The sequence below is a fragment of the Pluralibacter sp. genome (assembly GCF_019237635.1).
Taxonomy (GTDB): domain Bacteria; phylum Pseudomonadota; class Gammaproteobacteria; order Enterobacterales; family Enterobacteriaceae; genus Enterobacter_B.
Genome location: NZ_JAFAGS010000145.1, coordinates 33,915 through 47,406, shown reverse-complemented (window position 1 = coordinate 47,406; position 13,492 = coordinate 33,915). Strand labels below are relative to the sequence as shown.

Annotated in this window: 17 protein-coding genes; 4 read left to right on the top strand and 13 right to left on the bottom strand. The window is 54.9% G+C overall.

Annotated elements, in window-relative coordinates:
• From JO226_RS16805 to fkpA, 9 genes are all read right to left on the bottom strand, one after another.
• A partial coding sequence (locus JO226_RS16805; RefSeq protein WP_038878821.1) for a GTP-binding protein occupies positions 1-291 on the bottom strand: 291 nt, incomplete at its 3' end.
• A gap of 70 nt (positions 292-361) precedes the next feature.
• Positions 362-2,476: an elongation factor G gene (gene fusA / locus JO226_RS16800; protein WP_293606900.1), complete on the bottom strand. Its 2,115-nt coding sequence runs from the start codon at positions 2,474-2,476 to the stop codon at positions 362-364.
• A 96-nt stretch (positions 2,477-2,572) separates the two neighbouring features.
• Positions 2,573-3,043, bottom strand: coding sequence for a 30S ribosomal protein S7 (gene rpsG / locus JO226_RS16795; RefSeq protein WP_035894363.1), 471 nt, complete (start codon positions 3,041-3,043; stop codon positions 2,573-2,575).
• Positions 3,044-3,138: 95 nt separating this feature from the next.
• A complete protein-coding gene (gene rpsL / locus JO226_RS16790; RefSeq protein ID WP_003023654.1) occupies positions 3,139-3,513 on the bottom strand; it encodes a 30S ribosomal protein S12 in 375 nt (124 codons plus the stop codon).
• A 124-nt stretch (positions 3,514-3,637) separates the two neighbouring features.
• A complete protein-coding gene (gene tusB / locus JO226_RS16785; RefSeq protein ID WP_293606899.1) occupies positions 3,638-3,925 on the bottom strand; it encodes a sulfurtransferase complex subunit TusB in 288 nt (95 codons plus the stop codon).
• Between the two features lie 7 nt (positions 3,926-3,932).
• Positions 3,933-4,292, bottom strand: coding sequence for a sulfurtransferase complex subunit TusC (tusC, locus tag JO226_RS16780; RefSeq protein ID WP_293606898.1), 360 nt, complete (start codon positions 4,290-4,292; stop codon positions 3,933-3,935).
• Positions 4,292-4,678, bottom strand: a complete 387-nt coding sequence (gene tusD, locus JO226_RS16775) for a sulfurtransferase complex subunit TusD (RefSeq protein WP_293606897.1) — start codon at positions 4,676-4,678, stop codon at positions 4,292-4,294. The genes tusC and tusD overlap by 1 nt, the downstream gene beginning before the upstream one ends.
• Positions 4,678-5,400: a transcriptional regulator gene (locus JO226_RS16770; RefSeq protein WP_013364437.1), complete on the bottom strand. Its 723-nt coding sequence runs from the start codon at positions 5,398-5,400 to the stop codon at positions 4,678-4,680. The genes tusD and JO226_RS16770 overlap by 1 nt, the downstream gene beginning before the upstream one ends.
• Before the next feature lie 166 nt (positions 5,401-5,566).
• Complete coding sequence (gene fkpA, locus JO226_RS16765) at positions 5,567-6,409, bottom strand: FKBP-type peptidyl-prolyl cis-trans isomerase (RefSeq protein WP_293606896.1); 843 nt, start codon at positions 6,407-6,409, stop codon at positions 5,567-5,569.
• A gap of 217 nt (positions 6,410-6,626) precedes the next feature.
• On the opposite strand from fkpA, the gene JO226_RS16760 reads away from it, so the two are divergent.
• Complete coding sequence (locus tag JO226_RS16760; RefSeq protein ID WP_293606895.1) at positions 6,627-6,845, top strand: protein SlyX; 219 nt, start codon at positions 6,627-6,629, stop codon at positions 6,843-6,845.
• A 49-nt stretch (positions 6,846-6,894) separates the two neighbouring features.
• On the opposite strand, the gene slyD is transcribed toward JO226_RS16760, so the two are convergent.
• The 4 genes from slyD to kefG form a co-directional block, all read right to left on the bottom strand.
• On the bottom strand, positions 6,895-7,482 hold the full coding sequence (gene slyD, locus JO226_RS16755) for a peptidylprolyl isomerase (RefSeq protein WP_293606894.1): 588 nt from the start codon (positions 7,480-7,482) through the stop codon (positions 6,895-6,897).
• Between the two features lie 94 nt (positions 7,483-7,576).
• Positions 7,577-7,777, bottom strand: coding sequence for a YheV family putative zinc ribbon protein (locus tag JO226_RS16750; RefSeq protein WP_013364433.1), 201 nt, complete (start codon positions 7,775-7,777; stop codon positions 7,577-7,579).
• 11 nt (positions 7,778-7,788) lie between these two features.
• Positions 7,789-9,594, bottom strand: coding sequence for a glutathione-regulated potassium-efflux system protein KefB (kefB, locus tag JO226_RS16745; protein WP_293606893.1), 1,806 nt, complete (start codon positions 9,592-9,594; stop codon positions 7,789-7,791).
• On the bottom strand, positions 9,594-10,145 hold the full coding sequence (gene kefG / locus JO226_RS16740; protein WP_293606892.1) for a glutathione-regulated potassium-efflux system ancillary protein KefG: 552 nt from the start codon (positions 10,143-10,145) through the stop codon (positions 9,594-9,596). The genes kefB and kefG overlap by 1 nt, the downstream gene beginning before the upstream one ends.
• Positions 10,146-10,269: 124 nt before the next feature.
• Between kefG and JO226_RS16735 the strand changes: the two genes are divergently transcribed.
• From JO226_RS16735 to JO226_RS16725, 3 genes are all read left to right on the top strand, one after another.
• A complete protein-coding gene (locus JO226_RS16735) occupies positions 10,270-12,174 on the top strand; it encodes an ABC transporter ATP-binding protein (protein WP_293606891.1) in 1,905 nt (634 codons plus the stop codon).
• A gap of 77 nt (positions 12,175-12,251) precedes the next feature.
• The gene (locus tag JO226_RS16730) at positions 12,252-13,274 is read left to right on the top strand and encodes a hydrolase (RefSeq protein ID WP_293606890.1); all 1,023 of its coding nucleotides are present in this window, start codon (positions 12,252-12,254) and stop codon (positions 13,272-13,274) included.
• Positions 13,271-13,489, top strand: coding sequence for a YheU family protein (locus tag JO226_RS16725; protein WP_013364428.1), 219 nt, complete (start codon positions 13,271-13,273; stop codon positions 13,487-13,489). Before JO226_RS16730 ends, JO226_RS16725 begins: the two co-directional genes overlap by 4 nt.
• The last annotated feature ends 3 nt before the right edge of the window (positions 13,490-13,492 follow it).

The window sequence follows — 13,492 nt, the reverse complement described above, 5'->3', positions numbered from 1 at the left end:
CGCAGCACCGGTGATCATGTTTTTAACATAGTCGGCGTGGCCCGGGCAGTCTACGTGCGCGTAGTGGCGAGTCGGGGTGTCATATTCAACGTGAGAGGTGTTGATGGTGATACCACGAGCTTTTTCTTCCGGCGCGTTATCGATCTGGTCGAATGCACGAGCAGAACCACCGTAGGTTTTAGCCAGAACGGTAGTGATTGCAGCGGTCAGGGTAGTTTTACCATGGTCAACGTGGCCGATAGTGCCGACGTTGACGTGCGGTTTTGTACGTTCAAATTTTTCTTTAGACACGGCTATATTCCTTACTATAGTGCTCTCCCCTTCAGGAGAGAGCACGGGACTTTGGTTTTAACCCTGCGGCTTATTTACCACGGGCTTCAATAACGGCCTGAGCAACGTTGTTCGGCGCATCATCATACTTCAGGAATTCCATGGTGTATGATGCACGACCTTTGGTCAGAGAACGCAGCTGAGTTGCGTATCCGAACATTTCAGACAGCGGTACTTCAGCGTGGATCTTAACGCCAGTCACTTCAGTTTCCTGACCGCGCAGCATACCACGACGACGGCTAAGGTCACCGATAACGTCACCAGTGTTCTCTTCCGGCGTTTCTACTTCAACCTTCATGATCGGCTCAAGCAGAACAGGTTTTGCTTTCTTAAAGCCTTCTTTAAAGGCGATAGAAGCTGCCAGTTTAAACGCCAGCTCAGAGGAGTCAACGTCATGGTAAGAACCGAAGTGCAGACGCACGCCGAGATCAACTACCGGGTAACCCGCCAGCGGACCCGCTTTTAGCTGCTCCTGGATGCCTTTATCAACGGCCGGGATGTATTCGCCAGGAATTACACCACCTTTGATGTCGTTGATGAACTCGTAACCTTTCGGGTTAGAGCCCGGCTCCAGCGGGTACATGTCGATCACAACGTGACCGTACTGACCACGACCACCAGACTGCTTGGCGTGCTTACCTTCAACATCGGTAACTTTCGCGCGAATCGCTTCACGGTAAGCAACCTGAGGTTTGCCGACGTTCGCTTCAACGTTGAATTCACGCTTCATACGGTCAACGATGATGTCGAGGTGCAGTTCACCCATACCAGCGATGATGGTCTGGTTAGATTCTTCGTCAGTCCATACGCGGAAAGACGGGTCTTCTTTAGCCAGACGGCCCAGAGCCAGACCCATTTTTTCCTGGTCAGCTTTGGTTTTCGGTTCTACTGCGATGGAGATTACCGGCTCCGGGAATTCCATACGCTCCAGAATGATCGGGTGATCCTGGTCACACAGGGTGTCACCGGTGGTCACGTCTTTCAGACCGATAGCAGCAGCGATGTCGCCAGCGCGAACTTCTTTGATCTCTTCACGTTTGTTAGCGTGCATCTGAACGATACGACCGAAACGCTCACGTGCAGCTTTCACGGAGTTCAGTACGGTATCACCAGAGTTAACCACACCGGAGTACACGCGGAAGAAGGTCAGGTTACCCACGAACGGGTCGGTAGCGATTTTGAACGCCAGCGCAGAGAACGGCTCTTCGTCGCTTGCGTGACGCTCAGCCGGAGTATCTTTACCGTCGTCCAGGATACCGTTGATCGCAGGAACGTCTACCGGGGATGGCAGGTAGTCAACTACCGCATCCAGCATCGCCTGAACACCTTTGTTCTTGAACGCAGAACCACAGGTTACCAGGATGATTTCGTTGTTCAGAACACGCTGACGCAGAGCTTTTTTGATCTCTTCTTCAGTCAGTTCTTCACCACCCAGGTATTTTTCCATCAGCTCTTCAGAAGCTTCCGCTGCGGATTCGATCAGGTTCTGGTGCCATTCGTCAGCCAGGTCCTGCATTTCTGCCGGGATATCTTCGTATTCGAAGGTAACGCCCTGGTCTGCATCGTTCCAGTTGATGGCTTTCATTTTCACCAGGTCAACAACACCGGTGAAACCTTCTTCAGCACCAATTGCCAGCTGCAGCGGAACCGGGTTCGCGCCCAGACGGGTCTTGATCTGACCAACAACTTTCAGGAAGTTAGCGCCCATGCGGTCCATTTTGTTAACGAACGCGATGCGCGGAACTTTATATTTGTTAGCCTGACGCCATACGGTTTCAGACTGCGGCTGAACACCACCAACTGCGCAGTAAACCATTACCGCACCATCAAGCACACGCATGGAACGTTCTACTTCGATAGTGAAGTCAACGTGCCCCGGGGTGTCGATGATGTTTACGCGGTGCGGTTCATACTGTTTAGCCATACCAGACCAGAATGCAGTAGTCGCTGCGGAGGTGATGGTAATACCACGCTCCTGCTCCTGCTCCATCCAGTCCATGGTAGCGGCGCCGTCATGAACTTCACCGATTTTGTGGTTTACACCGGTGTAGAACAGAATACGTTCGGTAGTAGTGGTTTTACCGGCGTCGATGTGCGCACTGATACCGATGTTACGGTAACGTGCGATGGGTGTTGTACGAGCCATTTGATTCCTCGTTTATTTCTTTAGGCGTTCAGTTAAGTTACCCAGAGCGGGCGACTTCTCTGAAGCGCCCGCCTGGTGACTATGACTCCGAAGGGATTACCAACGGTAGTGAGCGAACGCCTTGTTGGCTTCGGCCATACGGTGAACGTCTTCACGTTTCTTCACTGCAGTACCTTTGTTGTCTGCAGCGTCAGAGAGTTCGTTCGCCAGGCGCAGAGCCATGGATTTATCACCGCGTTTACGAGCAGCTTCAACGATCCAACGCATTGCCAGAGCATTACGACGAACCGGACGGACTTCAACTGGAACCTGATAAGTAGAACCACCTACACGGCGGGACTTAACTTCGACAGTCGGGCGCACGTTTTCGAGCGCAACTTCGAATGCTTCCAGTTCATTTTTACCAGAGCGCTGAGCCAGGGTCTCAAGAGCACTGTATACGATTGATTCTGCAGTAGATTTTTTACCATCTACCATCAGGATATTGACAAATTTAGCCAGCAGTTCTGATCCGAACTTCGGATCCGGCAGAATTTTACGCTGACCAATGACGCGACGACGTGGCATGGAAATACTCCGTTGTTAATTCAGGATTGTCCAAAACTCTACGAGTTTAGTTTGACATTAATATAAAACGTTTGGCCTTACTTAACGGAGAACCATTAAGCCTTAGGACGCTTCACGCCATACTTGGAGCGAGATTGCTTACGGTCTTTAACGCCGGAGCAGTCAAGCGCACCACGAACGGTGTGGTAACGAACACCCGGGAGGTCTTTAACACGACCGCCACGGATCAGGATCACGGAGTGCTCCTGCAGGTTGTGACCTTCACCACCGATATAGGAGGTGACTTCGAAACCGTTAGTCAGACGCACACGGCAAACTTTACGCAGTGCGGAGTTCGGTTTCTTAGGAGTGGTAGTATATACGCGAGTACATACGCCACGTTTCTGCGGGCAGGCTTCCAGTGCCGGCACGTTGCTTTTAGCAACTTTGCGAGCACGTGGTTTGCGAACCAGCTGGTTAACTGTTGCCATTAAATAGCTCCTGGTTTTAGCTTTTGCTTCGTAAACACGTAATAAATCGCCTCATATAATATGAGGACGCGAAATTTTAGGGCCATGCCGAAAGGGTGTCAAGAAATATACAACGATCCTGCCATTACCAGGCCAGATGCGCCGGATGCTGAACCGCAAGTCTGACGAAATCAGTATAGCCAACCCTGACGACGCTGCTCGAAATTTGACCGGAAAGCCCACGGGCTTCAACGTCTTCCAGCAAGGCATATAAGGTTATGGGGGCAGCGAGAAGAATATCAAGGAAGCGGTTCCCCTCCACGGCGGCGGCGACACCATCTGACAGCAGCAGCAGCGCGTCGCCCTCTTTAACGAGGCGGAGTTTCGCAACAAGATCATTTTGCCAGGGGGAATCGCTGAGCGTATGCAGCATGTCGGCCTCAGAATCGCAAAATCACATCATAGTCATCAAGACGCTGGCGCAGAGCATCCGGCTCCAGCATCTGCACGTCAACCACACGCGGCAGGTCATCGGGCAATCCGCGCTCCCGCCAGGAGGTGGCGCACAGCCAGCAGTTTTCAATATCGTAAAGGGGCAGCAGCTTAAAGGTGGCGATATAGTCACGGGCGAGGATCCCGGCAGGTTGCTGATCTTTGAGCAATTGAAACACGCCGTCACCGACAAAAAAGACGCCGATATCTTCCGTTAACGCGGACGTCGCCAGCAGCGCATCCAGCCCTTCCCTGCCCGCGCTCGAACCATGCGGCGCGCTCATAAAAACAATGGCGACACGTTTCATCAGAATTGCACCATGCGATCGCAGGTTAATGACGCCTCGGCCAACGCCCCGAGACCGCTAAGCGTAAATCCCGGCTGCAGGTTGAACGTCGCCAGCCCCAGTTGTCCGGCCTCGGTTTCATCCACAACCCCGCGCCGAAGCGCCGCCGCCACGCAGATATGCAACGCCACCCCGTGCTCCTGGTGCAGGGACTGCCAGGCGCGCACGAGGTCAAACTCATCGCTGGCAGGCGACGTAAGCTGGTTGGCGTTATACACCCCTTCTCGGTAGAAGAAGACGCTGATGAGCTCATGACCTTCCGCCAGTAGCGCGCGGGCAAACTGCCAGGCGCTGCTGGCCTGCTGTGTACCGTAGGCCGGGCCCGTCACCATCAGGGCAAAGCGCATTACTTGTCCTGCCCCTGGAAATCACCGCTCTTGAACTGGCGAATATAGAGATAAACCGTGTGCTTCGAGATATTCAGACGGTCGGCGACCTGGTTAATCGCGTCTTTAATATCAAAGATCCCTTTCTCATAAAGGTTCAGGACGATCTGACGGTTTTTAGCGTTATTGGAAACGTTTCGATCGGCATTGACCTCTTCGATGGTGAACTCCAGCGTTTGGGTTACCAGGTCTTCAACGGACGAGGCGAAGTTGACCTGGGAGTTCACTTCCGGGGTTTCCGGCGGAATAAAGGTGCTCATGATTTGCGAGAACGGAACATCGAGGTTCATGTTGATGCACAGCAGGCCGATAACCCGGTGATCGCGATTACGAATCGCAATCGTCACCGACTTCATCAATACGCCGCTTTTGGCGCGAGTGAAATAGCATTTGGAAACGCTGCTATCCGCACCAGTCATATCGTGCAGCATGCGCAGCGCGAGATCGGTAATCGGCGACCCAATTTTACGGCCGGTATGCTCACCGTTAGCGATACGAATGGCGGAACATTTAAGATCCTGCAAGGAATGCAGCACGATTTCGCAATGAGAGCCAATGAGCATCGCTAACCCGTCCACCACCGCTTCATACGATTTAAGAATATCGAAATCGGTTTGGTCGAAAGGACGTTGATCCAGCAAATCAAGTTCGCTGGTTTCGTTGGTTAAAAGCGACCTGGACATGAAAAAAAGCACTCCTTTTCAGGAGCCTGTCATTAGGTTGTCAGGGCAGGCTCATTAATTATTGAGGCATCTAAAGTAATACAGCGCGTAATGCGCTTTCCAGTGTTAATTATATCGCCCCAAATAAAAAAAGCCGCCGCCATTTCCGGCGGCGGCTTTCTTAGCCTTATTTTTTGCTGCTATCAGCCGCTTTCGCGTCAGTGGCATCTTTAGCATCTGCGGCAGCATCTGGTTTCGCGTCAGCTTTCGGCGCCGGTTTGATATCCAGCAGCTCTACATCGAAAACCAGCGTGGAGTTAGCCGGGATACCCGGAACACCCGTTTTGCCGTAGGCCAGATCCGGTGGGATGACCATCTTGATTTTGCCGCCTTTCTTAACGTTCTTCAGGCCTTCAGTCCAGCCCGGGATAACGCCATCAAGACGGAAAGAGAGCGGTTCGCCGCGGGTATAGGAGTTATCGAACTCTTTACCGTCGGTAAGTGTCCCTTTGTAGTTGACGACGACAGTGTCGCTGTCTTTCGGCGCATCGCCAGTCCCTTCTTTCTCTACTTTGTACAGCAGACCGGTGGAAGAGGTTTTCACACCCTTCTCTTTGGCGAAGGCGTCACGGAAGACTTTGCCTTTCGCTTCGTTATCCGCAGCGTCTTTTTCCATTTTCTCCTGAGCCGCAGTCTTCACGCGAGTCTCAAAGGCCTGCAGAGTCTGCTCGATCTCCTGGTCAGAGAGTTTGCTCTTATCAGCAAAAGCATCCTGAACACCGGCGATCAGCTGCGCTTTATCCAGTTTGATGCCCAGTTTTTCCTGCTCTTTCATGGAGTTTTCCATGTAACGACCCAGCGAAGCGCCCAGTGCGTAGGCTGATTTCTGGTCGTCATTTTTGAATGCTGCTTTGCTGTCGGCAGCCGGCGCCGCTTTTGCTGCGGCCGCATCGGCGGCAAAAGTCAGCGGTGCATTCAGCGCAACGGCCATCGTAGTTGCCAGAAGCGTTACTTTAAACAGTGATTTCATCCATTTCTCCAGGGCCGGGGCATCTCACCCCAGGGTTAACGTACATGAGAAGCGTACTATAAAACGTTGTAGAAGAAATCTACACACGAACGCTACTGAATATCAGATCTTTTCAGACTCTTTTTGTGTAAATTAGTTTCCTCTTCACACAGATATAGCTGCGTGCCGCGGCAAAGTTAAGTAGAATCCGCCACCGAATTGGGAAAAGGGGTGAAAGATGAACGATACCGCACTGGAAACGCGTCTGGCTGAACTGGAAAGCCGCCTGGCCTTTCAGGAAATCACCATTGAAGATCTCAACCGAACCGTCACGGCACACGAGATGGAGATGTCGAAGCTGCGTGACCATATTCGCCTGATGGCGGAAAAATTGAAGGCGACACAGCCCTCGCAGATTGCTTCGCAGTCCGAGGAAACGCCGCCGCCGCACTATTGAGACGTAAAAAAAGCGGGTTTCCCCGCTTTTTTTGTGCCTGAAGGCGAAATCAGTGGCAACCGCAGCCGCCGTTTCCGCCGCAACCACCTTTACCGTGCTCGTGGTCATGATCATGGCTGTGGCCATGGCCGCCGCAGCAACCGTCGTGGTCGTGATCGTGGTGATGGTCGTGCGCGCCGTGAACGTGGCCATGAGCCAGTTCTTCCGCCGTTGCTTCACGAATTGCCACCACTTCTACGTGGAATTTCAGGTTCTGGCCAGCCAGCATGTGGTTGCCATCAACGACCACGTGGTCATCTTCAACTTCCGTGATTTCAACCGGTACCGGACCCTGGTCAGTTTCCGCCAGGAAACGCATACCCACCTGCAGTTCGTCAACGCCCATAAAGACGTCTTTCGGTACGCGCTGCACCAGGTTTTCATCATACTGACCGTAGGCGTCATTCGCGCCAACTTCAACGTCAAACTTATCGCCAGCTTCGTGACCGTCCAGCGCATTTTCCAGGCCAGAGATCAGGGAACCGTGACCATGCAGGTAGTCCAGCGGCGCACTCACCGGAGACTCATCAACCAACACACCGTCTTCTGTACGTACCTGATAGGCCAGGCTGACCACCAGGTCTTTTGCTACTTTCATGATATCTCCTGATCATGGGAAGAATAGTGGCGCAGATTGTAGCGGAATTCTGCAGCCGTGTACCCCTTAGCTTAAAAAAAGGCGGAGGAGATCGCTAGTCCGGATGGAAAATGCCAATGACTTGTTCATCTTTGCGAACGTGCTCGCGGGCTTCTTTATCCGCCTCGCGCATCTGGTGGCCACACTTAACGCATTCAACAATATCAACATTGTTCTCACGCCACATAGCCAGTGAATCCTGCGCCTGGCAGGCCGGGCATTTTGCACCGGCGATAAAACGTTTACGTACCGCCATCACTCACCTTCTTATTCAAATTCATCCCAGCCGTCAGGCTGGCGACGTTCCTGCTGCATTTCCCGATGAAAAATCTCTTCCAGCTCGCGCCGGGCTTCCCGCACGCGGGAGATTTGCTGCATATCGCTGTGCACCGGCATCAGCTCGCGCAGCATCCGCATATCCAGACGACGAAAGTGCATCTGCGCGCGATGGGCCTGATGGGGATGCACGCCCAGCGTAATCAACGCCTTGCGTCCAAGTTCCAGCGCGCTGGAAAACGTCTCGCGGGAAAATTGCCTTACGCCCGCCTGCAGCAGCTCATGCGCTTCCACGCGCCCGCGGGCGCGCGCCAGAATATGCAGGTGGGGAAAATGCTGCTGACAGAGTTCCACCAGCTTCATGGTATCTTCCGGCTCATTGCAGGTTATCACGATTGACTGCGCCTGTTCCGCTCCCGCGGAGCGCAACAACTCCAGTTGCGTCGCATCGCCGTAATACACCTTATACCCGTACTTACGCATCAGGTTGACCGCGCTGATGTCGCGTTCCAGCACGGTAATACGCATCTTGTTCGCCATCAACAAGCGGCCTATTACCTGGCCGAAGCGTCCGAAGCCGACAATAATGACCTGCGGTTTATCATTTTCCACCCACGGAGTTTCGCCTTCTTCTTCCGGGCCGTTTAAGCGACGGGCCAGCAGCGCATCAATCGCCTTCACCAGCAACGGCGTCGTCACCATCGAGAGCGTCACGGTCACCAGCAGCAGCGCCATCTGATCGTGCTGGAACAGCCGCTGCGACGACGCGGTAGAGAACAGCACAAAGGCGAACTCGCCGCCCTGGCTCAGCACCCCGGCAAACTGCATACGCTCGGAACTTCTCAGGCCATAAACGCGCGCCAGCACGTACAGCACCAGCGTTTTAACCACCACCAGCACCACAACGCCGCCGACCACCAGCAACAGGTGGCGATACAACACGCCCAGATTTAACGCCATGCCGACCGAGATGAAAAACAGCCCCAGCAACAGCCCTTTGAAGGGCTCAATAGCGATTTCCAGCTCATGGCGGTACTCGCTTTCCGCCAGCAGAACGCCCGCGATAAACGTGCCCAGCGCCATCGACAGCCCCAGCGCATCCATGAACAGCGCCGAGCCCAACACCAGCAGCAGGGTTGCGGCGGTAAACACCTCCCTGACGCCGGAACCGGCAATAAAGCGGAAGACAGGACGCAGCAAATAGCGACCGCCAATCAGCATACCGGCGAACGCCAGCACCTTAAGCCCCAGGGTCAACCAGTCCGGATGTTCATCGCCGCTCCCGGCCAACAGGGGCACCAGCGCCAACGCTGGGATCACCGCCAGGTCCTGGAACAGCAGCACGGAGAAGCCGAGCTGCCCGGCTTCGCTGCGGTTCATCCCCTTTTCACGCATCAGTTGCAGCGCCATCGCCGTTGACGACATCGCCAGGCCAATCCCTCCGATCACCGCCGCCTGCCAGGAAAAATTCGTGAGCATGAGCAGACCACCGAGAATAGCGGCGCTCAAGGCAACCTGTAGTACGCCAATACCGAAGATAGAACGGCGCAGTTGCCATAGCTTTGACGGGTTCAGCTCAAGCCCGATGATAAACATCAGGAACACCACGCCAAGCTCAGAGAAGTGCAGAATTTCATCCACATCGCTGATAAACCCAAGCCCCCAGGGGCCGATAGCAATCCCGGCGAGCAGATATCCCAGCACAGCGCCAAGACCGATACGCGCCGCCAGCGGCACCGCGACAACGGCGGCGAACAAAAACAGCACGCCCGCCAGCAGAAGACCTGTACCTTCCATTATCGGCCTCCCGGCGCAATGGGGGACGCCAGCCATTCGCCATACGCCTTTGCATGGCTTGCCAGCTCTTCCGGGGGCTGACGGCGAGCCCAGTAAATGATAATGGGCGTCATCCAGTGCATACGGCACATCGCAGCCGTCAGCTCGAACGGGCGCAGAATATCGCTCATTGGATAACGGTTGAGGCCATCGTAGCGGTACGCCGCCTCTGGCTCGCCAGTAGTGATGACGCTACGCCAGTACTTTCCCGCCAGTTGATTCCCTCCGGTTCCGCTGGCAAAACCGCGGCTTAATACCCGATCAAGCCACTCTTTAAGCAGCGACGGACAGCTATAGGTGTAAAGCGGGTGCTGGAATACGATAACGTCATGCTCGCGCAACAACGCCTGTTCATGCGGGATATCGATAAAAAAATCGGGATAGTGTGCGTACAGGTCGTGTACGGTCACATTTTTTAATTGCAGCGCCGGCTTGAGCAAAACCCGGTTAGCTACCGAGTCCTGTGATTCCGGATGGGTATACAGCAGCAAAACTTTCGCTGTCTTCGACATCACCCCCTCCCGGTTTTGTGTATTGTTGTCGTTTTGGGCTACCATGGCGCCCCGGTGCGGCGATGGATCCGCACATTACATTATCATAATGACAATTTAACATAGTCTGAACATACGGCGCCTTATGATTGTTTTCTCCTCGTTACAAATTCGTCGCGGCGTGCGCGTCCTGCTGGATAACGCCACTGCCACCATTAACCCGGGTCAAAAAGTTGGCCTGGTGGGCAAAAACGGCTGTGGGAAATCCACGCTCCTGTCGCTACTGAAAAACGAGATAGCCGCTGATGCCGGAAGCTTTACATTTCCCGGCAACTGGCAGTTGGCCTGGGTTAACCAGGAAACCCCGGCGCTGGCGCAGCCAGCGCTGGAGTACGTCATTGACGGCGATCGTGAATATCGGCAGTTAGAAACCGAACTGAATGCGGCCAATACGCGCAACGACGGCCACGCCATTGCCACCGTCCACGGCAAACTCGACGCTATTGACGCCTGGACTATCCGCTCACGCGCCTCCAGCCTGCTGCACGGTCTGGGCTTTAGCAACGAACAACTGGAGCGCCCGGTCAGCGACTTTTCCGGCGGCTGGCGTATGCGCCTCAACCTCGCTCAGGCGCTGATTTGCCGCTCCGACCTCCTGCTGCTCGATGAACCGACCAACCACCTCGATCTCGACGCCGTCATCTGGCTGGAGAAATGGCTGAAGAGCTATCAGGGCACGCTGATCCTTATCTCCCACGACCGTGATTTCCTCGACCCGGTGGTGGGCAAAATTATTCATATAGAACAACAAACCCTGTTCGAGTACACCGGCAACTATTCGTCGTTTGAAATTCAGCGCGCAACCCGCCTTGCCCAGCAGCAGTCGATGTACGAAAGCCAGCAGCAAAAAGTGGCGCATCTGCAAAGCTTTATCGACCGCTTTAAGGCGAAAGCCTCGAAGGCCAAACAGGCCCAGAGCCGCATCAAAATGCTGGAACGCATGGAGATGATCGCCCCGGCGCACGTCGATAACCCGTTCCATTTCAGCTTCCGCGCACCGGAAAGCTTGCCGAACCCGCTATTGAAGATGGAGAAAGTCAGCGCCGGTTACGGTGAACGCACCATTCTGGACTCCATTAAGCTCAACCTGGTGCCGGGTTCGCGCATCGGTCTGCTTGGGCGTAACGGCGCCGGTAAGTCCACCCTTATCAAGCTGCTGGCCGGTGAGCTGCAACCCATGCACGGCGAGATTGGCCTTGCAAAGGGCATCAAGCTTGGCTATTTCGCCCAGCATCAGCTCGAATATCTGCGCGCCGATGAGTCCCCGCTCCAGCACCTGGCGCGCCTGGCGCCGCAGGAGCTGGAACAGAAGCTGCGCGACTACCTCGGCGGCTTCGGTTTTCAGGGCGATAAGGTCACAGAGAACACCGAACGTTTCTCCGGTGGTGAAAAGGCGCGCCTGGTACTGGCGCTGATCGTCTGGCAGCGGCCAAACCTGCTGTTACTCGACGAACCCACCAACCACCTCGATCTTGATATGCGCCAGGCGTTGACCGAAGCGCTGATCGATTTCGAAGGCGCACTGGTCGTCGTCTCGCACGACCGTCACCTGCTGCGCTCCACCACCGACGATCTCTACCTGGTCCATGATGGCAAGGTTGAGCCGTTCGATGGCGACCTGGAGGACTACCAGCAGTGGCTGAGCGACCTGCAAAAGCAGGAAAGTCAGCCTGATGAAGCGCCAAAAGAAAACGCCAACAGCGCCCAGGCGCGTAAAGACCAGAAGCGCCGCGAAGCGGAGCTCCGCACCCAGACGCAGCCGCTGCGTAAAGAGATTACCCGTCTGGAAAAAGAGATGGAAAAGCTGCACGCGCAGCTGGCGAAAGCGGAAGATAAACTGGGGGACAGCGGGTTGTATGACGTTGATCGCAAAGGGGAACTGGCAGAGTGCTTACAGCAGCAGGCCAGCGCGAAATCCGGGCTGGAAGAGTGCGAAATGGCCTGGCTGGAGGCGCAGGAGCAGCTTGAGCAAATGATGCAGGAAAGTTAATTCTGGCTCAAATTCATAAACACGAAATCTGTCTGGCGGTATAGTAAAACGCAGAATATTGATAACATCGCACCGTTATGGCTCAAATTACCCCAGTAGATTTCGAACTGTCGCCCGAAGAAAGCGCCGATTTCATCCCAATGCGGGGCGTGCGTAACCGCCACCTGCAAACGATGATCCCGCGTCTGATCCGCCGTCGGTTAAAATTCACTCCGCACTGGCAGCGGCTTGACCTTCCCGACGGCGACTTTGTCGACCTCGCCTGGAGTGAAGACCCGCAGCAGGCGAAACACAAACCACGGCTGGTGGTGTTCCACGGTCTCGAAGGCAGCTTATACAGCCCCTACGCCCACGGTCTGATTCATGCCGCCAAACAGCGCGGCTGGCTCGGCGTGGTGATGCATTTTCGCGGCTGCAGCGGCGAACCCAACCGCAACCAGCGAATTTACCATTCCGGCGAAACGGAAGACGGCACCTGGTTCTTACACTGGCTGCGCCGCGAGTTCGGCACGGTGCCGACGGCGGTCGTCGGCTATTCGCTGGGGGGCAATATGCTCGCCTGCCTGCTGGCCAAAGAGGGCGCCAGCGCGCCGCTGGATGCCGCGGTTATCGTCTCCGCGCCGTTTATGCTTGAGGCCTGCAGCTACCACATGGATAAAGGGTTTTCGCGGGTCTATCAACGCTACCTGCTGAATCTGCTCAAAGCGAACGCCTCGCGCAAGCTCAAGGCGTATCCCGGCACGCTGCCCGTCGATCTTAAACAGCTCAAGAGCGTACGCCGCATCCGCGACTTCGACGATCTTATCACCGCGAAAATCCACGGCTTTGCCGATGCGATAGACTACTATCGTCAGTGCAGCGCAATGCCGGTGCTGAGCCAGATTACCCACCCGACATTGATTATCCACGCGAAGGATGATCCGTTTATGGATCATCACTCTATTCCCGCTCAGGAAGAGCTGCCGGCGAATATTCAGTACCAGCTGACGGAACATGGTGGTCACGTAGGCTTTGTCGGCGGCACCTTGCGACGTCCGCAGATGTGGCTGGAACAACGGATTCCGGACTGGCTGACGCGCTGGTTAGGAGCCACGGTATGATAATCCCCTGGCAGGAACTCGATCCGCAGACGCTGGACAACCTGATCGAAAGCTTTGTCTTGCGCGAAGGCACCGATTATGGTGAACATGAACGAACGCTTGAAGACAAGGTCGCCGACGTCAAACAACAGCTACAACGCGGGGAAGCCGTGCTGGTGTGGTCCGAACTGCACGAGACGGTCAATATTATGCCCCGCACTCAGTTTCGCGGCTGACTA

Coding starts and splice junctions, on each gene's coding strand:
- fkpA (WP_293606896.1), bottom strand. CDS start 6,409: ATGAAATCACTGTTTAAAGTAACGCTTCTGGCAACTACGATGGCCGTT.
- rpsL (WP_003023654.1), bottom strand. CDS start 3,513: ATGGCAACAGTTAACCAGCTGGTTCGCAAACCACGTGCTCGCAAAGTT.
- JO226_RS16735 (WP_293606891.1), top strand. CDS start 10,270: ATGATTGTTTTCTCCTCGTTACAAATTCGTCGCGGCGTGCGCGTCCTG.
- tusB (WP_293606899.1), bottom strand. CDS start 3,925: ATGCTGCATACGCTCAGCGATTCCCCCTGGCAAAATGATCTTGTTGCG.
- JO226_RS16760 (WP_293606895.1), top strand. CDS start 6,627: ATGAACGATACCGCACTGGAAACGCGTCTGGCTGAACTGGAAAGCCGC.
- kefG (WP_293606892.1), bottom strand. CDS start 10,145: ATGTCGAAGACAGCGAAAGTTTTGCTGCTGTATACCCATCCGGAATCA.
- tusD (WP_293606897.1), bottom strand. CDS start 4,678: ATGCGCTTTGCCCTGATGGTGACGGGCCCGGCCTACGGTACACAGCAG.
- rpsG (WP_035894363.1), bottom strand. CDS start 3,043: ATGCCACGTCGTCGCGTCATTGGTCAGCGTAAAATTCTGCCGGATCCG.
- JO226_RS16750 (WP_013364433.1), bottom strand. CDS start 7,777: ATGGCGGTACGTAAACGTTTTATCGCCGGTGCAAAATGCCCGGCCTGC.
- slyD (WP_293606894.1), bottom strand. CDS start 7,482: ATGAAAGTAGCAAAAGACCTGGTGGTCAGCCTGGCCTATCAGGTACGT.
- JO226_RS16770 (WP_013364437.1), bottom strand. CDS start 5,400: ATGTCCAGGTCGCTTTTAACCAACGAAACCAGCGAACTTGATTTGCTG.
- tusC (WP_293606898.1), bottom strand. CDS start 4,292: ATGAAACGTGTCGCCATTGTTTTTATGAGCGCGCCGCATGGTTCGAGC.
- kefB (WP_293606893.1), bottom strand. CDS start 9,594: ATGGAAGGTACAGGTCTTCTGCTGGCGGGCGTGCTGTTTTTGTTCGCC.
- JO226_RS16725 (WP_013364428.1), top strand. CDS start 13,271: ATGATAATCCCCTGGCAGGAACTCGATCCGCAGACGCTGGACAACCTG.
- JO226_RS16730 (WP_293606890.1), top strand. CDS start 12,252: ATGGCTCAAATTACCCCAGTAGATTTCGAACTGTCGCCCGAAGAAAGC.
- fusA (WP_293606900.1), bottom strand. CDS start 2,476: ATGGCTCGTACAACACCCATCGCACGTTACCGTAACATCGGTATCAGT.